Origin of the sequence: Novosphingobium tardum (genome assembly GCF_042652045.1) — a bacterium.
Classification (GTDB): domain Bacteria; phylum Pseudomonadota; class Alphaproteobacteria; order Sphingomonadales; family Sphingomonadaceae; genus Novosphingobium; species Novosphingobium tardum.
Map to the genome: position 1 here is coordinate 541,663 of NZ_JBHSDR010000006.1, position 21,537 is coordinate 563,199.

A 21,537-nucleotide genomic window follows, 5' to 3' on the forward strand; every position below is an offset into this window, starting at 1 on the left:
GGTGAGCGACAACCAGGCAACCCTGAACGCTGCCGGCAAGGACGTGCAAATGCCGGTGATGAGCGGCTCGATCGGCCCCGACGTCATCGACATCCGCAAGATGTATGCCCAGACCGGCATGTTCACCTACGATCCGGGCTTCACCTCGACCGCCAGCTGCGAAAGCGCGCTGACCTACATCGACGGCGATGAAGGCGTCCTCCTGCATCGCGGCTATCCGATCGGCCAGCTCGCCGAGCATTCGAATTTCATGGAAGTGAGCTACCTCCTCCTCAACGGCGAGCTGCCGTCCAAGGCGGAATACGACGACTTCACTTACACTATCAGCCGCCACACGATGCTGCACGAGCAGCTCATGCAGTTCTACCGTGGGTTCCGGCGCGATGCGCACCCGATGGCGATCATGTGCGGCGTGGTCGGCGCACTCAGCGCGTTCTACCACGATTCCACCGACATTTCGGATCCGACGCATCGCAAGATCAGCTCGCACCGCCTGATCGCCAAGATGCCGACGATCGCGGCCGCGGCCTACAAGTACTCGATCGGCCAGCCGTTCCTCTATCCCGATAACAGCCTGTCATACACCGGCAACTTCCTGCGCATGACCTTCGGCGTCCCGGCGGAAAAGTATGAGGTCAATCCGGTCGTCGAGCGCGCGCTCGACCGGATATTCATCCTCCATGCCGACCACGAGCAGAACGCATCGACCTCGACCGTGCGGCTGGCGGGCTCGTCGGGCGCCAACCCGTTCGCGTGCATGGCGGCCGGCATCGCCTGCCTCTGGGGCCCGGCGCATGGCGGAGCTAACGAAGCGGCGCTCAACATGCTGCACGAAATCGGTACGCCCGACCGCATTCCGGAATATATCGCCCGGGCAAAGGACAAGGACGATCCGTTCCGGCTGATGGGCTTCGGCCACCGCGTCTACAAGAACTACGATCCGCGCGCGACCGTGATGCAGCAGACCGTGCGCGAGGTATTCGAATCGCTCAAGGTCAGCGATCCCGTGTTCGAAGTCGCCCTCCAGCTCGAGGAAATGGCGCTCAACGACCCCTATTTCATTGAGAAGAAGCTGTTTCCGAACGTGGACTTCTATTCGGGCGTGATCCTGTCTGCGATCGGGTTCCCGACGACGATGTTCACCGCGCTGTTCGCGCTCGCCCGCACGGTCGGCTGGGTCGCCCAGTGGAACGAGATGATTTCCGATCCCGGCCAGAAGATCGGCCGTCCGCGCCAGCTCTACACCGGGCCGACGCAACGCGATTACACTCCCGTCGAACGCCGCTGAGGGCGAACGGGACGACCTTTTGGGGAGAGAGCACATGCGACTGGTTCTGCAGATTTTCGGCGTGCTCCTCATCATCAGCGGGCTGTTCTGGGCGCTGCAAGGAGCCGGCATCATCATGTGGCCCGCATCGAGCTTCATGCTCGCGCAGGGCCAGTGGGTTCTCTACGGGTTGATAACCGCGGCCATCGGCGCGGTTCTGCTATGGCTGGGGCGCCGCCGCACCGTCTGACGGGGACCGCGCCTGGGGCAGGCGCAAGGTGAACTCGGCGCCCTTGCCTGGCGGGCTGCGGACAACGATGTCCCCGCCCATCGCGCGCGCAAGCCGGCGTGAGATGTAAAGGCCGAGGCCGCTCCCACCGTCGCCGCTCCGGCCGAGCCTCTCGAACTTTGCGAACACCCGATCGATCTGCTCCTCGGCGAGCCCGGCACCCTCGTCCGTGACGGTCACCTCCGCGAACCCGCCATCCACGCCCAGAACGAGGCGCACGGTGGAATCCGCCGGTCCGTAATGCAGTGCGTTGCCGAGGAGGTTGAGCAGGATCTGCAATACCCGCCGATCTTCGCCCAGCGCCCACATCTGTATCGAATCGTCCGGGCGTTCGACCGATATGCCCCTCTCGCGGGCCCGCATTCCGAGAATGCCGGCCACACGGTTCGCGGCTTCGACGAGATCGACAGGTTCGGTCGCGATGGCGAAGTCGGCGTTCTCGACTTCGGCGAGGTCGCCCAGGTCTTCCACCAATCGCAAAAGGTGACGTCCGGCTTCGGCAATATCACCGGCATATTCGCTGTATTGATCGGCGAGCGGGCCGGCGAGGCGCGCGCGGATGGTCTCGGCGTTCGCCACGATGCGACCAATCGGCTGGCGCAGGAGCGGTGCCAGGTTCCGGCCGAGAACTTCGCCCAATTCGTCGGGAACTTCGGCTTCGCGATCGCTGGCGGCCGGATCAGCGACAGGCAGGGCGTCGAGCGCTGCTGGCAGCAGGTAGAGGTCGAGCCCGGCCAGTGCGCCGGTAGGACCGGGCCGAGGAACGAGGCGTGCTCGCATCGGAACGGCAACGCCTTCAACCGAAACGCCGACGCCATCGAGCAGCCGCCAGTGAAGCGGCTGGCGATGCGCGCTGCCCTCCACTGTCACGAAGTCGGTCCACGGACGCCCGCGACCGACGGTCATCGCCCTGCCCAGTTCTGCAAGGCCGGGGGAAGTGCTTCCGACTGCCTGAATGCACTGGCGGGCATCGAGCATGACGTAAGCATCGGCCACCAGGCTGGCGAGTTCGAGGCCGATCGCGGCCCCCTCGTCCGGCGGCAGCGGGGATGCCCGCCAAGCGCTCAGCACGAGCGAACAACCCTCGGCATCGGGCGTGACTTCCGCCCATGCCGTGATCGCGTTGTCCCCGTCCTGCGCCTGGATCGCACGGGCCAGCCGCATGTCATAGGCGCGCGCCTTACGGACAAGCGCCAGCAGCGCGGGCACCGCGATCGTTCCGGGTATCTCGCCGCCGCAGGAATACTGCAGCGAGGCCAACGGCTCATCGGCGGAAAGCAGTCGCTCGGCATCGTCGGTGCGCCCCTCAACGATGGAACTGGCCGCAAGGCCGCCGCTGCCGCTGACGGGCTCGACGCTCATCAGCGAGCCACCGGCGAAGAGGAAGCAAGAAGCGCGGCTGCAGCCGATGCGCCGAACTGCTCGAGCCCTTCCGGAACCTCGGCCTCGGGGTGGATTGCGAGGAGTTGCTGTTCGACCGCGGTAGGCCTGATTCCGCAGGCGATCAGGCCGAGCGCAAGTCGCGCGGTCTGGCTCTCGCTCGTGGCGAGAATGGCGACGTCGCGGGACTGGTCCGATCCCTCCGCCAGCGCGGTAACGAACAGGGCCAGTCCGCCATGAGTGAGGTCCAGCGCGGCAACCGCGCCTCCGCCCATCGTCTCGACCAGTCGGCTGAGGAGGCCCAGGCGACTGTGCCCCTCGTCGTAGGCGGCGCGAATATCGCGCTCCGCCTGATCGGCAATGGGCGCGGCGGAAGGATCGTCGGCTTCCACGTAGGCGCGCATGGTGAGCAGGACCGCGTGAAGCAGATCGGCGGGCAGCTCGCCCAGCGCGTGCTCTCCCCGCCGCTGGGCCTGAACGAAACGCGCCTGGGCGGCAAGCAGCGCCATCGCGGCCGAAGCGGTGCGTTCCTCGCTCGACGCGATCAGTGCATTGACCAGCGGGGGAAGTACAGGGTCGAGCGCAAGGCGTGTGGCAAGCCGCTCGGATAACTGGGCCTCGATCGCCAGGGCGTGGACATGGCCGAGCAGCGCCGCGTCATCGGCAAGCGCCGCGGCTAGGCCGCCGGCGGCAGAGGGGGCCCAATGGCGGGCGTCAGGATGGCCTGTCTTCTCGCCAAGAGCGGCGACGAGCTGCGTCGCAAGGTCGTGCAGCAGGCCGCGGACGCGCGCGACGATGTCCTCGCTGAACAGCGCGTTGTCGGTGCTGCCGAGAAGATGGCGCAAGACCGGGCGCACATTCGCGAGCGACATGTCGGCACGCGCAAGACCATCGCGCAAGGCCGTGCCTGCGGTTCCATAGTCCTGATCGAATTGTGCCGGCCGTCCCATCGCTCCCGCCATACGCTGGTGTAGTTAAGGCCGCGTTAGCCGCTCGGCGCGCGGTTTTCCGCCGCATCGGCAGCGGTCCCGTCGGCTAGGAGCGCTATAAGGAGCAGGATGAGGCAGGCTCCCATCAGGGCAAGGCCGAAAACGTTGGTCAGGCTTGCCGCGGCCAGGCCCAGGCCGGCAAGCAGCCGGTCCGAGAACCATCCCCGCAGTCTCGCTGGCGCGGCGCTGCGCGAAAGCAGCCGAAGCATTCCGAAAAGGACGAGCGCGGCAAAGCCGGCAGCATAGATCGAAACCCCCAGTGCGGGCGTACCCAACGCCCGCCAGGTTGTCGCAACGACAAAGAGGGCGTCGATCAGCCATGACAGGATATCGCCAAATCTGGCGCGGTCGGTCCGGAACGAATCGCGCTCGATACGTTCGAGCAGAGCCGCCATCCGGCGAACCACCCCAGCCGCTGCCAGGAGCACGAAGGCCAGCGTCGACCAGGAAAACCACGCCGCGCCGAGCGCGAAGAGCCCGATCATCCCCGCGCCAGCGGCGACGAGCGAAGGCTTGGTCCCCGCATGGAGCAGACCCGGCCCAAGCCGCCGCACCAGCCAGCCGGCGGTTGCGGCGCCCGGTCCCTGGTGGGTTAGGTCGCTTCCTGGCGCCTCGCCGACGGTGTGCAGCCGCAGCCATGGTGGCTCGATCCGGTGAGCATCATCCTCCCCCCGAACGAGGTTCCATCGCGCGCTGTCGGCAAGTTCGCCGGGGAGGACACGCTGCGGAAGCCCTGCCTGGACCGCGATGCGCAAAAGTGCGCTTTGCGGGTTCCACTCGGCGGGAAGCTCCGCCAGTCGGGCGACCAGACGGCCCGGCATCCGCAGAAGTCCCGCCGCCGCGTGATTGAGATCGATCCGCTCGTAGCCCGATGCAACGCCCTGCTCGACAAGTTGGACCAGGACCACGCTGCCCGGCCCGGCCAGCGATCCGCTGAGCGCCTTTACCTCCTCGGGCATCGCCAGGAGCCCGTCCAGCAACACGAACAGTTCGTCGTCAGGCCCGACCAGCCGCGCCAGTCCGCGCGCATTGGCGGCGATCTGGAAATTGAGGCCAGCGCGCTCGGCGGCGTGCTGAAGCGCGATCAGCTCGCCAGGCAGGCCTTCCGCAATGCAGATGACGCGTTCCGCGCCGATCGCGAGCACCGCGCCGAGCTGGTGCTGGACGATGCTCCGGCCAGCCACGCGAACGAACCCGCGCGGGGTGGCTGGATCATCTGCACTGGGTTCGATCGTCGATAGGAGTGCGACGCGCAACGGGCGCTCCTGTGCTGCGATGGCGGGCGGCGGCCAGCACTAGCGGTCATGGGGCCGGTTGGAAAGCGATGCGCTGGTGCGTGTTCGCAAACAGCCGCGCCGCCAAGCGGCCGTGGCGCTAGATCCGCTCAATCGGCGGCGGCGAAACCGTCAAGATAGACCTGGAGCCGACGCAGGACGGACGGCTCCCCGGGGGCGGCATCCATGACTTCATCGGCCAGGGCGAGAAGCTGGTCGGCATGGAAACTCGAGGCCAGTCCCTTGAGCCGCAACCCCGCGATATTCCAATTCCCGTCGCAGCGCGAGCGGCGCAGAAGGTCGAGCTGGCGCACTGCGCTGGCATGAAACGCTTCACGCAGCTCGGCGAACAGCGCCGGGTCGTCACCGGCGGCAGCCGCAATGGTCGCGTCGAGGGCACCCGCTTCGAAAGCCATGAACAACGCCCTATCGCACAAGGGTTAAGCCGGGGTTTATCCTAGATTCGTTTGTGTTATCCTCGTCGACATGAGCGGGGCACCACACATTATCGCCATCGAACCCGGCCGGGACTCCAGCAGTTCCGCCAGCGACGGTATCCTTGAACTTGAGCATGTGGCCGATCCGGCGTCCGAATGGGACGAATATCCGGCCTATGCCGAGGCCGAATGGGTCGCCGAGCCTCGAGTGCGGTGGCGCGGTGCCCTGATCCCCACTCTCGCGGGTGCGGCCGCTGTTGGCTGGAGCGCGTTCTTCGTCTGGGCCAATCTTCCGGAGATGGTGGGCGGAGCCGCCCCCAGCCAATGGGTCCAGTGGATAGCGGCATGGTCGATGCCGGTGATCCTTTGCCTCTCCATCGTCCTTCTCGCCATGCGTACGAGCCGCCGCGAGGCGAGCCGCTTCGCCGATATCGCGCGCGCGCTCCACGATGAATCCGCGAGGCTCGAAACTCGCCTTGCGACCGTGAACGGCGAACTGTCGATCGCACGCGAATTCGTCGCTTCCCAGAGCCGCGACCTTGAATCGCTCGGCCGTGTGGCGGTAGAGCGGTTGAGCGGCAATGCCGACAAGCTTGCCGCGCTTGTCATGGACAACAGCCGCCAGATCGAATCCATCGCCACGGTTTCCGCCAGCGCGCTGGAAAATATGGACAAGCTGCGCGGCCAGCTTCCGGTAATCGCGAACACCGCAAAGGATGTGACCAACAACATCGGAGCGGCCGGCCGCACCGCGCACGCCCAGTTGCAGGAGATGGTCACAGGGTTCCACCGCCTCAACGAATTTGGCGTCGCGAGCGAGCGACAGGTCGAAACGATGCGCGAAAAGGTCGGAATCGCGATCGGCGAATTTACCGCCCAGGCAGAATTGCTCGGTGAGATCGCCGCGAACCGGTTCGGCTCGCTCTCGGCCGAGGGCGCCGCATTCCGCGAGCGACTGGACCAGGACGAGATCGCCGCTCTCGGCGCCGTTCGCGCCCGGGCGGCCGCGCTCGCCGAGGAACTGGCTACCCTGCGGGCCGCAGCGGAATCGGCCGAGGCTGCCGGCCAGGCTAGCGCTGCAGAGCGGATCGCTGCCCTGCGCAGCCATGCGACCGAAGTTTCACGCGAAGTGACGCATAATGAGGATCAGGCCATCGCCGCGCTGGGGAACCGGCTCGCCCATCTGCGCGACGAAGCGCACCGAGTGGGATCGGCAACCTCGGAATTCGAGGGGGCCGCTGCCGCAGCTCTTGCCCAGAGGCTCGCGCTCCTGCGCGAAGAAAGCGCCTCGGTCTCGGCCGCGATTGCCTCGGGAGAAGCCGGAGCGATCGAGCAATGGCGCATGCATATCGCGGCGCTCACCGCCGAAGCCGGCGAAAGCTGGGCTGCCGTCGCGCGGCTTAACGACGAAGCCAGCGTTGCCGCCGTTGCCCGGATGGGAGAAATGTCGGCGACGGTGGAAGCTGCACATGCGCAGATCGCGGCCCAGTCCGAAGAACTCTCGACCCAGATCGGTTCGCGGCGCGCCGAGATCGAAATCGCCGGCCGCAGCGCGATCGAAGCGCTTCGGACCCGCTTTGCCGATATCGACGCGATGATCCAGGCGCAGCGCGATCGGCATGTGGAGCAGACCCGCGAGATTGCAGAACGTACCGACCTCATCGGCGCGCGGCTCGCCAGTTTCGGCGAAACGCTATCGACACTCGGCACACATGGTGACGACGTGCGGGTAAGGCTCGAACAGGCGCTGTCGATTCTGGGTGCCCGCCTCGGCGACAGTCGCAATGCATTGGCCGGGACCGACGGTGCCATCGCCGCTCTTACCGAAAGCAGTATCCGCCTCCTCGAACTCATCCGGGCGAGCGCCGAACAGACCGGAGAGCATTTGCCTCAGGCGCTTGCCGGAGCCGAAGACAAGCTCGGCGGCATCGAGCAGCGGGTGTTCGCGCTGCGCGACACGCTGTCGTCCGCGGGCGAAAGTGGCCGCGCGCTTTCGGACTACGTTCTGGCGACCCGCTCGACCCTTGGCGAAACCGCAGCCGAACTGCAGGGCCTTCATGGCGGCGTAGAGGCAACGAGCCGCGAACAGCGCCTGCAACTTACCGCCATCCGCGAGGAAATCGCGCAGGCCAAGAACGAGAGCGAAGCGCTGTCGGCAAGCATCCAGGAAACATTGCAGGGCGCGATCGACCGTCTCTCGGCTGCCGCGCAGAGCACCGTGGGCGCACTGTCATCCAGCAGCGAGCAGGCCGTCGCCGCGCTTGCCCGCGATGTCGGCGAGCGCAGCGCCAGCGCCATCGCGGACGCGATGCAGGGCGAGGCCGACGCAGCGATCAACCGCTTCCAGTCAGTCGTCGCCGACGCTACGAGCGCGAGCCGGGATGCGGCGATCCAGCTTCGCGATCAGCTTGCCAAGGTCGACGAGCTCACCGGAAACCTTGAACGTCGCGTGGCCCAAGCCCGCGAACAAGCCGAGGAAAAGGTCGACAATGACTTTGCCCGGCGCGTGGCGCTCATCACCGAATCCCTCAATTCGGCGGCGATCGACATCGCCAAGGCACTCTCGACCGACGTTACGGATACCGCGTGGGCGGCCTATCTTCGCGGCGATCGCGGCATCTTCACTCGCCGCGCTGTAGCCCTGCTAGACGGAGCCGAAGCGCGCGCAGTCGCTCAGCACTACGACAGCGACCATGAGTTCCGAGAAAACGTGCGCCACTACATCCACGATTTCGAGGCGATGCTGCGCAACCTTCTTTCGACGCGCGATGGCAACGCTTTGGGCGTCACGCTGCTGTCGTCCGACATGGGCAAGCTTTACGTCGCGCTGGCACAGGGCATCGAGCGGCTGCGCGCCTGATCTGCTGCGCGCCCCAGGCTATTACTTGCCGTCGGCGTCGGGGGGCGTCGGGAGGAAATCGAGGTCCTGCGCGGTGATCCACCCGTTGGTGTAATTCAGATAATACAAGCTGAAGGCGATCGCCGCGAGGAGCGTCGTGTAAAGGACGATCCGCTTCGGCGCGAAGTTCGCCGGCGCGCCATCGGCCTGGCCAGGCACGAGATCGACTCCGGCCTCGTGATGGCTCCGTATCCCGAACGGCATCACCACGAACGCGGAGAGCACCCAGAACAGCAGGAAGATCGCGATGATCGATGTGATCTTCATCGGCGCGCGCTCATGCCTCCCGCAACATTACCTGAACCACCGGCTTCTTGCCCGACCAGCGTTGGGCCGCGCGGCGGGTCGCAAGCCTGACGGCCTCGCGTACCGCCTCGGGCTCCTTCGCCCGCTGGCCCTTCAATTGCTGGATCGCCCGCGAGATGTCCTTGCGCGCATCCTCGCGAAAGGCCGTTAGATCCTCGTCCAGCGGCAAGCCGAGCTCGGCAATCTCGATCTCCGAGCGCACCCGCCCGTCCCGGACCGCCAGTGCCACGCAAATTACCGCGTTGGCGGCCAGCTTGCGACGCACGCCCATCGCTTCGCCGTCTGCCGGTGCGATGATGTCGCCGTCGAGCACGAGGCGACCGCTTCGCACTTCGTCGATCTTGCCCGGCGCGCCCGGCGCGAGGCGGATCAGGTCGCCATTCTTCTGCACCACCGCGTGGGGGATGCCGGCGGCGCGACCGACCCGCGCCTGTTCGCGCATGTGGCGGTATTCGCCGTGGACCGGTACGAGGATCTCGGGCTTGATCCAGTCGTAGAGCGCCTCCAGCTCCGGCCGTCCGGGATGCCCGGAAACGTGGATAAAGCTCTGCCGGTCGGTGATCATGTCGATCTTGCGTTCGGCAAGCTGGTTCTGGATGCGGCCGATGGCAATCTCGTTGCCGGGTATCTGGCGGCTCGAGAACAGCACGGCATCGCCCGGCTCGAGCGAGATTGGGTGGGAATCGGCAGCGATGCGCGCCAGTGCCGCGCGCGCTTCGCCTTGCCCGCCGGTCGCCAGGATCAGCACTTCGCCGCGGGGCAAGTCCATCGCCTCGTCGAACCCGACCAGTTCCGGCATGTCCTGCAGGTACCCACTGGCCTGCGCTGCCCCGATGATCCTGTCCAGCGATCGCCCCGCCACGCAAAGCCTGCGTCCGGTCGCCTGCGCCACCTGGCCGAGGGTCTGGAGCCGCGCGACGTTCGAAGCAAAGGTCGTGACCAGCACCCGCCGTCCATCGAGTGCCGAGACCGTTTCGAGCAGGGCCTCGCGCACCGCGCCTTCGGAGCCCGAAGGCTCGGGATTGAAGACGTTGGTGGAATCGCAGACGAGCGCGAGCACGCCCTGGTCCCCGATGGCGGTAAGTTCCTCGGCCGTGGCGGGAAACCCCACCAGCGGCTCTTCGTCCAGCTTCCAGTCGCCGGTGTGGAATATCCTGCCATGGGGCGTGTCGATCAGGAGCGCGTTGCCCTCGACGATGCTGTGGGCAAGCGGGATGTAGCGGATGTCGAAGGGTCCGAGCGAGAGCTCACCGCCATTCTCGATCACAATCAGTTCGACCGAGTCGAGCAACCCCGCCTCAGCCAGCTTGTCGCGAACAAGGCGTGCGGTGAACGGCGTGGCATAGAGCGGAACGCCAAGGTCGGCCGCGAAATACGGCACGGCGCCAATATGGTCCTCGTGCGCGTGGGTGAGGACGACGCCGAGGAGATCCTCGCGCCTGTCTTCGATGAATTCCAGGTCGGCAAAGACCAAATCGATGCCCGGGTACCACGGGTCGGCAAAGGTCATCCCGAGGTCGACCATCAACCACTTGCCGTCGCAGGCGTAGAGATTGACGTTCATCCCGATCTCGCCCGACCCGCCGAGCGCGCAGAACAGCAGATCGCTGTCGCGATGGGGGATCGTAGCCTTGCGGGCGCGGCTCATGCCCCGCGCGCCCGCTCGGCCAAAATGGCAAGGCCGGTCAGCGTCAGGTCGGTATCGACCGCGTCGAAGATCGAGGTGTGATCGTCGAACAACACCGCGAGACCACCGGTGGCGATAACCTTGGCAGGGCGGCCGATCTCGGCCCGCATCCGCGCGATCAGGCCCTCCATCATCGCAACGTAGCCCCAAAAGACGCCGATGTGCATCTGATCCTCAGTGTTGCGGCCGATGACGGTCTTGGTCGTCGTCGGCGCCTCGATCGCGATGCGCGGCAGTTTGGCCGCGGCATTTACCAATGCGTCGAGCGAGAGATTGATGCCCGGGGCGATGATTCCGCCCTTGTAGCTGCCATTGTAGTCGATCACGTCAAACGTGGTCGCCGTTCCGAAATCGACGATGATCAGGTCACCTGGATAGGCATCATGCGCCGCAATCGCATTGACAGCGCGATCCGCGCCCAGCGACTTCGGCTCGTCGACATCGGCCGCAAATCCCCAGCCGACAGGCGGCTGGCCGGCGATCAGCGGTGTCAGGCCAAAATACTTCTGGGCCAGGACATCGAGATTGTGCGAGGCGCGCGGGACGACCGTGGAAACGATGATCTGGTCGATACTGTCGCGCGCGAAATTCTGCAGTTCCATGAGCTGCAGCAGCCACACGGCATATTCGTCTGCCGTCCGCCGCGCATCGGTCGCGACGCGCCAGCGCGCCAGGATCTTGCGCCCGTCGCAAAGGGCAAAGACCACGTTGGTATTGCCCACATCAATCGCCAGCAGCATGTCAGCTCACCATTTCAACATCGCCGGCGTGGATGGCACGGCGGGCACCGTCAGCCAAGCGAAGATGGAGCGTTCCGTCATCCCCGAGCCCCGCGAAAGCGCCCGTAATCAGGCCATGCTCGCGGTCGTTGACTGAAAGCAGCGTCCCTTGGACATGGGCACGCTCAAGCCAGTCCTGCCGCAGCTCGGCCCACCCCCCGCCGTGCCAGCGCGCCAACGCCTCGGCCCAGCAGGTCTCGAGAATGGCCGCGAACTCGTCGCGGGACGCCGTACAGCCGTGGTCTGACAGCGAGGCCGTTGCCCTGCCCGCGATTTCCGGGGCGAAGACTAGATTGACCCCAATGCCGACGACGACCGTATCGCCCGAACGTTCGAGCAGAATGCCGCCGCATTTGGCGCCAGCGATCAGGATGTCGTTGGGCCACTTCAGGAACAGGTCCGGGCCCGACGTGCAGACGCGATCGACGGCCTGATGGACCGCCACCCCGGCGACAAGCGCGAGCGTTTGCGCGGGCGGATCGCCTTCAGCGAGCTTGGCGATGGTCGAACCCATGAAATTTCCGGCGCCGTCCGACCAGACGCGGCCCGCTCGGCCCCTGCCGGCGGTTTGCCGATCGGCAATCAGCCAATCGCCTTCTCGCGCGCGTTCGCCGCGGCCGGCGCGCTCCAGCAGGATCGCATTGGTGGAACCGGCTTCGGAAAGTACTTCGCGCAATCGATGCCGCTCAGGCGACGTGGAATAGCGCAGCCGCCGCAATGTTCGCGAGATTGCCCAGCGGAAGCGTCAGCAGATAGCCAAGAGGCGAGATGATGACGGTCGCCACGACGAGGATGGCGGTATGCGCCAGGTCGCCCTTCCCCTGAACCCGGTTGGCGGCATCGTCGAAGTACATCACCTTCACGACCTTCAGGTAGTAGAACGCGCCGATGACCGACGCCGCGATGCCGATTGCCGCAAGAACGACGAGATTGGCCTGGACCGCCGCCTGGAACACCACGAACTTGCCCCAGAAGCCGAACAGCGGCGGAATCCCGGCAAGGCTGAACATGACCGCCGCCATCGACAGCGCGAGCAGCGGCCGCGTCTTCGACAGGCCGGCAAGGTCGGCGATCGCTTCGACCGAAGCGCCATCGGCATCGCGCAGCAGCAGGATGACGACGAAGCCCGCGATCGTCATCGCCAGATAGATCGCAAGATATACGAGCATCGCCGATGCGCCCGCTGGCGTTGCCGCGGCAAGGCCGATCAGCATGAAACCGACGTTGTTGATCGAGCTGTAGGCCATCAGGCGCTTGATGTTGGTCTGCCCGATCGCGCCGAGCGCGCCGATGATGATCGAAAGGAGCGAGGCAAAGACCACTATCTGCTGCCACGCACCGATCTGCGTCCCGAACGCGTCGAGCGCCACGCGCATCGTCAGCGCCAGCGCGGCGACCTTGGGGGCCGTGGCGAAGAATGTCGTCACCGGGGTCGGCGCGCCTTCATAGACGTCGGGCGTCCACATGTGGAACGGCGCGGCCGAGATCTTGAACGCCAGCCCGGCAAGGACGAACACGATGCCGAACACCGCCCCTGTCGCAAGCTCGCCGTCGAGGGCGGCACGGATTCCCGCAAAGCTCGTCGTCCCGGTAAAGCCGTAGACCAGGCTCATTCCGAACAGCAGGATGCCGCTCGCCAAGGCTCCCAAGACGAAATACTTGAGCCCCGCCTCGGCCGAGCGTTCGTCGGTCCGCAGAAACGATGCGAGGACGTAGGCCGAAAGGCTGTTGAGCTCGAGCCCGATGTAAAGCGTGAGGAGATCGATGGCCGAGACCATGATTCCCATGCCCAGCGCCGCGAACAGCACCAGCAGCGTAAACTCCGCCCGCATCGCGCGCAGTCGGTCGAAAAACGCCGGCGCGACAATCAGGGTGACCGCCGCGGCGGCATAGATCAGCAGCTTGGCAAACGCCGCGAAGGCATCTGCGCGATATTGTCCCGAGAAAGCGTCGTAGCCCGGCCCCATGGCGCTTGAGCAAAGAGCGGGCGCGACGAGGAAGCCGCAGGCGACCAGCGCCGCGACGCCGCCGATTGCGACGATGCGCGAAGCCCCGTCACCCACCCAGGCGGCGACGAGCAGCAGGATAAGACCGGCTATGCTCAGCAGTTCCTCGGGTGCAACCAGCCACAGGGATTGGATAAGCGTCATGGATGCGGCTCCGCGCCTGCTGCAGGGGCGCTGCGCGGCGCCGCACGGGTCATTGCCAGCCTTGCATCACCCTGCGGCCTGGCTTGCGCCAGCCGGGCGTCGAGGGCGGCGATGTCTGCCCGCATCGGGGCAAGGAAACTTTCGGGATAAACGCCCATCCACAGCACGACCGCGGCGATCGGTGCCATCAGCAGCCACTCGCGGCGCGAAAGGTCCGGCATTGCGGCGGCGTCGGCGTTCTTCTGCTCTCCGAAGGCGACGCGGCGATAGAGGTAGAGCATGTAGGCGGCGCCGAGGATGATGCCGGTGGTGCAAACCAGCGCGACCCAGCTCGACATCTGGTAGATTCCCGCCAGCGACAGGAACTCTCCGACGAAGCCGCTCGTGCCGGGCAGGCCGACGGACGCCATCGTGAATACCATGAAGAACAGCGCGTACTTCGGCATGTTGATCGACAGTCCGCCGTAGCGGTCGATCTCGCGGGTGTGCAGCCGGTCGTAGATGATGCCCACGGAAAGGAACAAAGCGCCGGAAACCAGCCCGTGGCTGAGCATGACGATCATCGCCCCTTCCAGGCCCTGCACGTTGAATGCGAACAGGCCGACCGTCACGATCGCCATGTGGGCGACCGAGGAATAGGCAATGAGCTTCTTCATGTCGTGCTGCACGAGCGCGACGAGACTGGTGTAGACGACCGCGACCATCGACAGGGTGAAGATCAGCCAGGCGAATTGCGCCGACGCTTCGGGGAACATCGGGAGCGAGAAGCGGATGAACCCGTAGCCGCCCATCTTCAGCAGGACGCCGGCCAGGATGACCGAGCCCGCGGTAGGCGCCTGGACGTGCGCATCGGGCAACCACGTGTGGACCGGCCACATCGGCATCTTCACCGCGAAACTCGCGAAGAACGCCAGCCAGAGCCAGGTCTGCGCGTGCGCCGGAAAGTTATAGAGCATCAGCGCCGGGATGTAGGTCGTCCCCGCCGCGTTGGTCATCCAGAACATCGCGATCAGCATCAAGACCGAGCCGAGCAGCGTGTAGAGGAAGAACTTGTAGCTGGCGTAGATCCGGTCGGCGCCGCCCCAGATGCCGATGATGAGGTACATCGGAATCAGGCCGGCCTCGAAGAAGATGTAGAACAGGAACAGGTCCTGTGCCGCGAAGACGCCGATCATCAGCGCTTCCATCAGCAGGAACGCCGCCATGTATTCGCCCACACGGTTCTGGATCGCGTTCCAGCTCGCGCCGATGCAGATCGGCATGAGGAATACGCTGAGCATGATCAGCATCAGCGCAATGCCATCGATCCCCAGCGCCCACTGCATCCCGGCGAACAGGTTGGCGCGCTCGGTGAACTGCCACTGCGCGCCGCCCACATCGTAGCCCGCCCACATCGCGATACCGAGCGCGAGGTCGATCAGCGTGGCGGCGAGTGCGATCACGCGGGCCGTCTGCGCGCCCGAGACAAGACAGGCGATGGCGCCGGCGAAGGGCACCAGCAACATCAGCGAAAGTATGGGCCAACCGGTCATCGCGCGATCACCCAGCTGATAGCGCCGACAAGTCCGACGAGCATGACCAGGGCATAGCTGTAGAGATAGCCCGACTGCAGCTTGACCGCGGCGCGACTGCCCCGCTGAACAACCCATGCCGCGCCGTTGGGGCCGAAGCGATCGATGATGCCGATGTCGCCCAGTTTCCAGAACTGGCGGCCAAGCCAGAACGCCGGCCGCACGAAGATGCGGTCATACAGCTCGTCGAAATACCACTTGTTGTAGACAAAATTGTACACAACCCGGAAATGGCTGACGAAGGCTGCAGGGAAGTCCGGGTTGCGGATGTAGGCGCCCCACGCGATGCCGAAGCCCGCCGCCATCACGATGAACGGCAGCCACTTGACCAGCAGCGGAACCTGATGCGCGGCGTGCATGAGATGCTCGTCGAAGAACAGGCTACCCTGCCAGAACGCCGCGCCTTCTTCTGCACCGACAAATGCTCCGTGGAACAGGAACCCGGCAAAGATCGCGCCCAGGCTCAGCACGCCGAGCGGTATGAGCATCGAAAGCGGACTTTCGTGCGGATGATAGCCGGCAGTGCCGATCGGGTTGTGGACGTGTTCGCCGTGGGCGGCTTCTTGCGACGTATCCTCGTGCTCGTGGTGAACCGCGTGCTGGATGTGCTCGGATCCTGCCCAGCGCGGCTTGCCCCAGAACGTGAGGAACAGCAGCCGCCAGCTATAGAAGCTAGTCATCAGCGCGGCGACGATGCCGACGACGAAGGCGAACTGGCTGAGTTCCGTTCCGCGGGCGTATGCGGCCTCAAGAATCGAATCCTTGGAATAGAAGCCGGCGAACCCGAAGACGTCGACCAGGCCCAACCCGGTAATCGCAAGCGTGCCCGCCACCATCGCCCAGAACGTGAAGGGAATTTCCTTACGAAGACCGCCATAGAATCGCATGTCCTGTTCGTGATGCATGGCGTGGATGACCGAGCCTGCACCGAGGAAAAGGAGCGCCTTGAAAAACGCGTGCGTGAACAGGTGGAACATCGCCGAACCATAGGCCCCGACCCCGGCGGCAAAGAACATGTAGCCGAGCTGCGAACAGGTCGAATAGGCGATGACCCGCTTGATATCCCACTGCGTGGTTCCAACCGTCGCGGCAAAGAAGCAGGTCGCCGCGCCGATGAAGGTCACGAACGACAGCGCCGCAGGACTGGTCTGGAACATGGGCGAAAGCCGGCAGACCATGAAAACGCCGGCGGTGACCATCGTGGCTGCGTGGATCAGCGCCGAGACGGGCGTCGGGCCCTCCATCGCATCGGGCAGCCAGGTGTGAAGGCCAAGCTGTGCCGACTTGCCCATCGCACCGATGAACAGGAGGACGCATAGCACGGTCATCGTGTCCAGCCGGTAGCCAAGGAAGCCGATCGTCGAACCGGCCATGCCCGGCGCGGCGGCGAGGATTTCGGGGATCGACACGGTGCCGAACACCAGGAATGTGCCGAAGATGCCGAGCATGAAGCCGAGGTCGCCCACACGGTTCACGACGAAGGCCTTGATCGCCGCGGCGTTGGCGCTGGGTTTCTTGAACCAGAACCCGATGAGCAGATAGGACGCCAGCCCAACCCCTTCCCATCCGAAGAACATCTGGACGAGGTTGTCCGCCGTCACCAGCATCAGCATCGCGAAGGTGAACAGCGAAAGATAAGCGAAGAACCGCGGCTGATCCGGGTCTTCGGCCATGTAACCCCAGCTGTATAGGTGCACGAGCGCGGATACGGTGGTGATCACCACCAGCATGACCGCGGTCAGCGTATCGACCCGCAGCGCCCAGTCGAAACGCATGTCGCCGGACTGGACCCAGTGGAGCACCGGCGTGACGCCGGGTTCGACGGTGCCGGCGAGGAAGCCGAGGAAGATCGGCCACGAAAGAAGGCTCGAGGCGAACAGCGCGCCGGTCGTCAGCACCTTGACGACAGTGTTGCCCAGGGCCCGGTTGCCGAGACCGCCGACGACAGCCGCCAGCAGCGGCAGGAACACGATGAAATGGATCGAGGTCACGCCGGGTTCAGCCCTTCATCCGGTCGACATCCTCGACCGCGATCGATCCGCGGTCGCGGAAGAAGATGACGAGGATGGCAAGGCCGATGGCCGCCTCGCCCGCCGCCACGGTCAGCACGAACATTGCGAAGATCTGTCCGACAAGGTCGTGCAGGAACGCGCTGAACGCGACGAAATTAAGGTTTACCGAAAGCAGGATCAGCTCGATCGCCATGAGGATCACGATCACGTTCTTGCGGTTCAGGAAAATGCCGAGAACGCCAAGCACGAAGAGGATCGAGCTGACCACGACGTAGTGTTCGATGCCGATCACAGTTCCACCCCTTGGCCGACTTCAGGCCGGACGTTGCGCGTGGCGTCTTCGGGCCGGCGGGAAATCTGGCCGGCCACGTTCTGGCGGCGGGTATCGCTGCGCTGGCGATGGGTCAGCACGATAGCACCGATCATCGCGACAAGCAGGATGATGCCGGCCGCCTCGAACAAGAACAGGTAGCGACCGTAGAGCAGCGCGCCGATCGCCTCGATATTGCTCGCGCCCAACGCGCCAGTGGCGCTCCCATCGGGCGTTCCGAGGACAAGGCCACCAGCCCGATATGCTCCGAAACCCAGCACCAGTTCCGCCAGCAGGACGAGTGCCAGCGCCATGCCCAACGGGAAGTTGCGGATGAATCCTGCGCGCAGTTCGGCGAAATCGATGTCCAGCATCATCACCACGAACAGGAACAGCACCGCGACAGCGCCGACATAGACGATGACCAGCAGCATCGCGATGAATTCCGCCCCCACCAACACCATCAGCGCGGCGGCGTTGAAGAACGCGGTGATCAGCCACAGGACCGAATGGACGGGATTGCGCGCCATGATCGTCAGCGCTCCGGCCGCGATAAGCAGCGTGGCGAAGAGATAGAAGGCGATGGTCTGGATCATTGCGCGGCGGCCCTAGCGATAGGGCGCATCGGCTTCAAGGTTCGCGGCCAGTGCCCGCTCCCACTTGTCCCCGTTGGCGAGCAGCTTGGCCTTGTCGTACAACAATTCCTCGCGCGTTTCGGTAGCGTATTCGAAGTTCGGTCCCTCGACGATCGCATCGACCGGGCAGGCTTCCTGGCAGAAGCCGCAGAAGATGCACTTGGTCATGTCGATGTCGTAGCGCGTGGTGCGGCGCGAACCGTCGTCACGCGGCTCGGCCTCGATGGTGATCGCCTGTGCGGGGCAGACCGCCTCGCACAGCTTGCACGCGATGCAGCGTTCCTCGCCATTGGGGTACCGGCGCAGCGCATGCTCGCCACGGAACCGCGGGCTGAGCGGGTTCTTTTCGAACGGGTAGTTGATCGTCACCTTGGGCTTGAAGAAATACTTCAGCGTCAGCCAATGAGCCTTGAGGAACTCCCACAAGGTGAACGATTTCAGATATTGCGCGGGGGTCATGCGAAGTGGCCCGTTGCCATGAGGTAGCCGCTCACCAGAACGACGAAGATCAACGACAGCGGCAGGAAGATCTTCCACCCGAGCCGCATGAGCTGGTCGTAGCGATACCGCGGCACGGTCGCCTTCACCCAGCTGAAGATGAAGAAGAAGAACAGGATCTTGAGCAGCAGCCACACGAAGCCGGGGATCAGATAAAGCACCGGAATGTCGAGCGGCGGCAGCCAGCCGCCGAAGAACAGCGTCGCGTTGAGCGCGCACATCAGCAGCACGTTAGCGTATTCGCCGAGCCAGTAGAGCGCGAAGCTCATCGACGAATATTCCGTCTGGTAGCCGGCGACGAGCTCGCTTTCCGCCTCGGTCAGGTCGAACGGCGCGCGCGCGGTCTCGGCCATGCCCGAAATCAGGAACATCACCCAGAGCGGGAACAGCAGGGGATTGGCGACGAACCCGTTGATTAGGCCGAAAACATGGCCTTTCTGGGCCATCACGATGCCGTTGAGATTGAAGGTTCCGGCCCACAACACGACGCAGATCAGGATGAACCCGATCGAGACTTCGTAGGAAATCATCTGCGCCGCGGCGCGCATCGCCGAAAAGAACGGGTACTTGGAGTTGGACGACCACCCGGCGATGACGACCCCGTAGACCCCCAGGCTGCTGATCGCGAGGACGTAGAGCAGGCCGACATTGATGTCGGCCAGGATCGCGCCCGAATTGAACGGGATCACTGCCCAGGCCATCAGCGCGACGGTAAATGTGATGATCGGCGCGATCAGGAACAGGCCCTTGTTGGCCGCGGTCGGGACGATGGTTTCCTGCAGGAATACCTTGAGGCCGTCGGCGAACGACTGAAGCAAGCCGAATGGACCCACCACGTTGGGTCCGCGGCGCAGGGCCATGGCTGCCCAGATCTTGCGATCGGCATAGATGATCATCGCCACGCCGAGCATCAGCGGCAGCGCTATCAGCAGGATCCCGGCGATAGTCGCAAGGGCCCAGGCCCAGTCATAGGACAGGCCCCAGTTCTGGAAGGTGGCGGTCATTCCGCGGCCTCCGCGAAGGTTTCGCCGTGGTACAGTTCGGCCGAGCAGCGCTGCATCGTCGGGCTGGCCCGGCAGACCGCATTGGTGAGATAGGGATCGACGATAGGATAACCGATCTGTCCCTTGGCCTTGGCCGCCTTACGCGGCTTGGGCAGCGAACCGTAGCTTGCCAGTCCCTCGTTGCCGAGCGCTGGCACGGCCGCGATCATTGCGCCGCGGAGCTGTTCGAATGTGTCGAAGCCGACCGAAACGTCCAGCGTATCGGCCAGTGCGCGCAATATCGTCCAGTCTTCGCGGGCGTCGCCGGGGGCAAAGACCGCCTTTTCGCTGAACTGCACCCGACCCTCGGTGTTGACGTAAGTGCCTTGCTTCTCGGTGAAGGCCGCGCCCGGCAGGATCACGTCGGCGGCATGCGCACCCTTGTCGCCGTGGTGGCCGATGAAGACCTTGAGCGACTTGGCGAACGCAGAGAAATCCACTTCGTCGGCACCAAGCGCGAGCAGGACCTTGGGCTCGGCCGCGGCGATGTCGGCAATGCCGCCCTTCTGCGCGAAGCCGAGCATCAGCCCGCCCATACGGCTGGCTGCCATGTGGAGCACGTTGAACCCGTTCCAGCCGTCGCGCACGAGGTTCCATTCGGATGCCAGCGCGAGCAGCGGACCGAGCGCACCGCGAGCCAGTCCTCCAGCGCCGAGGATGACCGCGGGCTTTTCCGCCTGGGCCATTGCCTCGCCAACGGAATTGGGAAGGTCGCCCAGCATTCCGGCATCGTCACCAAGAAACTCGGTCGGGAAGGTCGTTTCCCAGTGCGGACCAACGACGAACACGCGCGCGCCCCGCTTGACCGCTTTGCGGATGCGGACGTTGACCAGCGGCGCTTCGTGGCGAAGCTGGCTGCCGACGATAAGGATGCAGTCCGCTTCCTCGATCCCCGCCAGCGTGGAGTTGAAATTGACCGCGGCGAGATTGGACGTGTCGTAGGACAGCCCCGTCTGGCGGCCTTCGAGCAGCGTCGAGCCCATCGCGCCCAGCAACGCCTTGGCCGCGAACATGGTCTCGCAGTCCAGCAAGTCGCCGGCGATCGCAGCGATGCTCGGGCCCGGCGTTGTCTTGGCGATCACCGCGAACGCTTCGTCCCACGTCGCGGCGACTAGCTTGCCGCCCTTGCGGATCCACGGCCGGTCGAGCCGGCGGCGGGTCAGGCCATCGGCACAGTGGCGCGCCCTGTCCGACAGCCACTCCTCGTTCACGTCATCGTTGATCCGCGGCAGGAAGCGCAGCACTTCGCGTCCGCGGCTGTCGATCCGGATATTGCTGCCCAGCGCGTCCGATACGTCGATGCCGAGCGTCTTCTTCAGCTCCCACGGCCTCGCCTCGAAGGCGTAGGGCCGGCTGGTGAGCGCTCCCACCGGGCACAGGTCGACCACGTTGGCCGAAAGCTCGTGCTTCGCCGCGCTCTCCAGGTAAGTGGTGATCTGCATGCTTTCGCCGCGATAGAGCGCGCCGATCTCGTCCACGCCCGCAATCTCTTCCGAGAAGCGCACGCAGCGGGTGCAGTGGATGCAGCGTGTCATCGCCGTCTTGATCAGCGGACCCATATACTTTTCGGTGACCGCGCGCTTGTTCTCGTCATAGCGCGATGCGCCACGGCCGTACGCGACCGACTGGTCCTGTAAGTCGCATTCGCCGCCTTGGTCGCAGATCGGGCAATCGAGCGGGTGGTTGATGAGGAGAAACTCCATCACCCCTTCGCGCGCCTTCTTGACCATGGCGCTGTCGGTACGGATTTCCTGGTCGTCCGTCGCCGGCAGGGCGCAGCTCGCCTGCGGCTTGGGCGGCCCGGGCTTCACTTCCACCAGGCACATGCGGCAGTTGCCCGCGATGGACAGCCGCTCATGATAACAGAACCGGGGGATTTCCTTCCCCGCAAGCTCACACGCCTGTAGCACAGTCGCGCCTGCGGGGACTTCGATTTCAGCGCCGTCTACCGTGACCTTAGGCATCGGCACGGTTCCCCAACACGCAGCGCGCCCGCGGCAACGGCCGCTTA

19 protein-coding genes are annotated in these 21,537 nt (G+C 65.0%); 3 read left to right on the plus strand and 16 right to left on the minus strand.

All coding sequences use genetic code 11. From position 1 onward, the window contains the following. Window position 1: 1 nt before the first annotated feature. Together ACFO0A_RS10570 and ACFO0A_RS10575 are read left to right on the plus strand one after the other, a co-directional pair. Entirely contained in the window at window positions 2–1,288 is a 1,287-nt protein-coding gene (locus ACFO0A_RS10570; RefSeq protein WP_379538968.1) for a citrate synthase, read from the plus strand. 34 nt (window positions 1,289–1,322) lie between these two features. After that, window positions 1,323–1,517 carry a hypothetical protein gene (locus tag ACFO0A_RS10575; RefSeq protein ID WP_379538969.1) on the plus strand — a complete coding sequence of 65 codons (195 nt, stop codon included), beginning with the start codon at window positions 1,323–1,325 and terminating at the stop codon, window positions 1,515–1,517. Here ACFO0A_RS10575 and ACFO0A_RS10580 read toward each other — a convergent pair. The 4 genes from ACFO0A_RS10580 to ACFO0A_RS10595 all read right to left on the minus strand — a co-directional run bounded on the left by ACFO0A_RS10580 (window position 1,488) and on the right by ACFO0A_RS10595 (window position 5,615). Then, window positions 1,488–2,918: a sensor histidine kinase gene (locus ACFO0A_RS10580; RefSeq protein WP_379538970.1), complete on the minus strand. Its 1,431-nt coding sequence runs from the start codon at window positions 2,916–2,918 to the stop codon at window positions 1,488–1,490. The genes ACFO0A_RS10575 and ACFO0A_RS10580 overlap by 30 nt on opposite strands. Beyond that, on the minus strand, window positions 2,918–3,886 hold the full coding sequence (locus tag ACFO0A_RS10585; RefSeq protein ID WP_379538971.1) for a hypothetical protein: 969 nt from the start codon (window positions 3,884–3,886) through the stop codon (window positions 2,918–2,920). The genes ACFO0A_RS10580 and ACFO0A_RS10585 overlap by 1 nt, the downstream gene beginning before the upstream one ends. A 35-nt stretch (window positions 3,887–3,921) precedes the next feature. After that, window positions 3,922–5,181, minus strand: a complete 1,260-nt coding sequence (locus tag ACFO0A_RS10590) for a hypothetical protein (RefSeq protein WP_379538972.1) — start codon at window positions 5,179–5,181, stop codon at window positions 3,922–3,924. A 128-nt stretch (window positions 5,182–5,309) separates the two neighbouring features. Next, complete coding sequence (locus ACFO0A_RS10595; RefSeq protein WP_379538973.1) at window positions 5,310–5,615, minus strand: Hpt domain-containing protein; 306 nt, start codon at window positions 5,613–5,615, stop codon at window positions 5,310–5,312. Window positions 5,616–5,685: 70 nt separating this feature from the next. Between ACFO0A_RS10595 and ACFO0A_RS10600 the strand changes: the two genes are divergently transcribed. Beyond that, window positions 5,686–8,496 (plus strand): coiled-coil domain-containing protein, encoded by a 2,811-nt coding sequence (locus ACFO0A_RS10600; protein ID WP_379538974.1) that lies wholly within the window; start codon window positions 5,686–5,688, stop codon window positions 8,494–8,496. Between the two features lie 21 nt (window positions 8,497–8,517). On the opposite strand, the gene ACFO0A_RS10605 is transcribed toward ACFO0A_RS10600, so the two are convergent. From ACFO0A_RS10605 to nuoG, 12 genes are read right to left on the minus strand one after another with little or no spacing between them, the layout of a single operon-like run. After that, the gene (locus ACFO0A_RS10605) at window positions 8,518–8,802 is read right to left on the minus strand and encodes a DUF1467 family protein (RefSeq protein WP_379538975.1); all 285 of its coding nucleotides are present in this window, start codon (window positions 8,800–8,802) and stop codon (window positions 8,518–8,520) included. A 10-nt stretch (window positions 8,803–8,812) separates the two neighbouring features. Then, on the minus strand, window positions 8,813–10,489 hold the full coding sequence (locus ACFO0A_RS10610; protein ID WP_379538976.1) for a ribonuclease J: 1,677 nt from the start codon (window positions 10,487–10,489) through the stop codon (window positions 8,813–8,815). Beyond that, on the minus strand, window positions 10,486–11,268 hold the full coding sequence (locus ACFO0A_RS10615) for a type III pantothenate kinase (RefSeq protein ID WP_379538977.1): 783 nt from the start codon (window positions 11,266–11,268) through the stop codon (window positions 10,486–10,488). Before ACFO0A_RS10615 ends, ACFO0A_RS10610 begins: the two co-directional genes overlap by 4 nt. A gap of 1 nt (window position 11,269) precedes the next feature. After that, window positions 11,270–11,983 carry a biotin--[acetyl-CoA-carboxylase] ligase gene (locus ACFO0A_RS10620; RefSeq protein ID WP_379538978.1) on the minus strand — a complete coding sequence of 238 codons (714 nt, stop codon included), beginning with the start codon at window positions 11,981–11,983 and terminating at the stop codon, window positions 11,270–11,272. Window positions 11,984–11,993: 10 nt separating this feature from the next. Then, complete coding sequence (gene nuoN / locus ACFO0A_RS10625; protein ID WP_379538979.1) at window positions 11,994–13,457, minus strand: NADH-quinone oxidoreductase subunit NuoN; 1,464 nt, start codon at window positions 13,455–13,457, stop codon at window positions 11,994–11,996. Then, the gene (locus ACFO0A_RS10630; RefSeq protein ID WP_379538980.1) at window positions 13,454–14,989 is read right to left on the minus strand and encodes an NADH-quinone oxidoreductase subunit M; all 1,536 of its coding nucleotides are present in this window, start codon (window positions 14,987–14,989) and stop codon (window positions 13,454–13,456) included. The genes nuoN and ACFO0A_RS10630 overlap by 4 nt, the downstream gene beginning before the upstream one ends. Next, window positions 14,986–17,019, minus strand: coding sequence for an NADH-quinone oxidoreductase subunit L (gene nuoL, locus ACFO0A_RS10635; protein ID WP_379538981.1), 2,034 nt, complete (start codon window positions 17,017–17,019; stop codon window positions 14,986–14,988). Before nuoL ends, ACFO0A_RS10630 begins: the two co-directional genes overlap by 4 nt. 7 nt (window positions 17,020–17,026) lie before the next feature. Further along, on the minus strand, window positions 17,027–17,332 hold the full coding sequence (gene nuoK, locus ACFO0A_RS10640) for an NADH-quinone oxidoreductase subunit NuoK (RefSeq protein ID WP_379538982.1): 306 nt from the start codon (window positions 17,330–17,332) through the stop codon (window positions 17,027–17,029). Continuing rightward, the gene (locus ACFO0A_RS10645; RefSeq protein WP_379538983.1) at window positions 17,329–17,946 is read right to left on the minus strand and encodes an NADH-quinone oxidoreductase subunit J; all 618 of its coding nucleotides are present in this window, start codon (window positions 17,944–17,946) and stop codon (window positions 17,329–17,331) included. Before ACFO0A_RS10645 ends, nuoK begins: the two co-directional genes overlap by 4 nt. A gap of 12 nt (window positions 17,947–17,958) precedes the next feature. Then, window positions 17,959–18,444, minus strand: coding sequence for an NADH-quinone oxidoreductase subunit NuoI (gene nuoI, locus ACFO0A_RS10650; protein WP_379538984.1), 486 nt, complete (start codon window positions 18,442–18,444; stop codon window positions 17,959–17,961). Further along, complete coding sequence (nuoH, locus tag ACFO0A_RS10655) at window positions 18,441–19,487, minus strand: NADH-quinone oxidoreductase subunit NuoH (RefSeq protein WP_379538985.1); 1,047 nt, start codon at window positions 19,485–19,487, stop codon at window positions 18,441–18,443. The genes nuoI and nuoH overlap by 4 nt, the downstream gene beginning before the upstream one ends. Continuing rightward, window positions 19,484–21,490, minus strand: coding sequence for an NADH-quinone oxidoreductase subunit NuoG (nuoG, locus tag ACFO0A_RS10660; RefSeq protein WP_379538986.1), 2,007 nt, complete (start codon window positions 21,488–21,490; stop codon window positions 19,484–19,486). Before nuoG ends, nuoH begins: the two co-directional genes overlap by 4 nt. Between the last annotated feature and the right edge of the window lie 47 nt (window positions 21,491–21,537).

Coding starts and splice junctions, on each gene's coding strand:
- ACFO0A_RS10580 (WP_379538970.1), bottom strand. CDS start 2,918: ATGAGCGTCGAGCCCGTCAGCGGCAGCGGCGGCCTTGCGGCCAGTTCC.
- nuoH (WP_379538985.1), bottom strand. CDS start 19,487: ATGACCGCCACCTTCCAGAACTGGGGCCTGTCCTATGACTGGGCCTGG.
- nuoG (WP_379538986.1), bottom strand. CDS start 21,490: ATGCCTAAGGTCACGGTAGACGGCGCTGAAATCGAAGTCCCCGCAGGC.
- ACFO0A_RS10600 (WP_379538974.1), top strand. CDS start 5,686: ATGAGCGGGGCACCACACATTATCGCCATCGAACCCGGCCGGGACTCC.
- nuoN (WP_379538979.1), bottom strand. CDS start 13,457: ATGACGCTTATCCAATCCCTGTGGCTGGTTGCACCCGAGGAACTGCTG.
- ACFO0A_RS10595 (WP_379538973.1), bottom strand. CDS start 5,615: ATGGCTTTCGAAGCGGGTGCCCTCGACGCGACCATTGCGGCTGCCGCC.
- ACFO0A_RS10630 (WP_379538980.1), bottom strand. CDS start 14,989: ATGACCGGTTGGCCCATACTTTCGCTGATGTTGCTGGTGCCCTTCGCC.
- nuoI (WP_379538984.1), bottom strand. CDS start 18,444: ATGACCCCCGCGCAATATCTGAAATCGTTCACCTTGTGGGAGTTCCTC.
- ACFO0A_RS10605 (WP_379538975.1), bottom strand. CDS start 8,802: ATGAAGATCACATCGATCATCGCGATCTTCCTGCTGTTCTGGGTGCTC.
- ACFO0A_RS10610 (WP_379538976.1), bottom strand. CDS start 10,489: ATGAGCCGCGCCCGCAAGGCTACGATCCCCCATCGCGACAGCGATCTG.
- ACFO0A_RS10575 (WP_379538969.1), top strand. CDS start 1,323: ATGCGACTGGTTCTGCAGATTTTCGGCGTGCTCCTCATCATCAGCGGG.
- ACFO0A_RS10585 (WP_379538971.1), bottom strand. CDS start 3,886: ATGGGACGGCCGGCACAATTCGATCAGGACTATGGAACCGCAGGCACG.
- ACFO0A_RS10645 (WP_379538983.1), bottom strand. CDS start 17,946: ATGATCCAGACCATCGCCTTCTATCTCTTCGCCACGCTGCTTATCGCG.
- ACFO0A_RS10615 (WP_379538977.1), bottom strand. CDS start 11,268: ATGCTGCTGGCGATTGATGTGGGCAATACCAACGTGGTCTTTGCCCTT.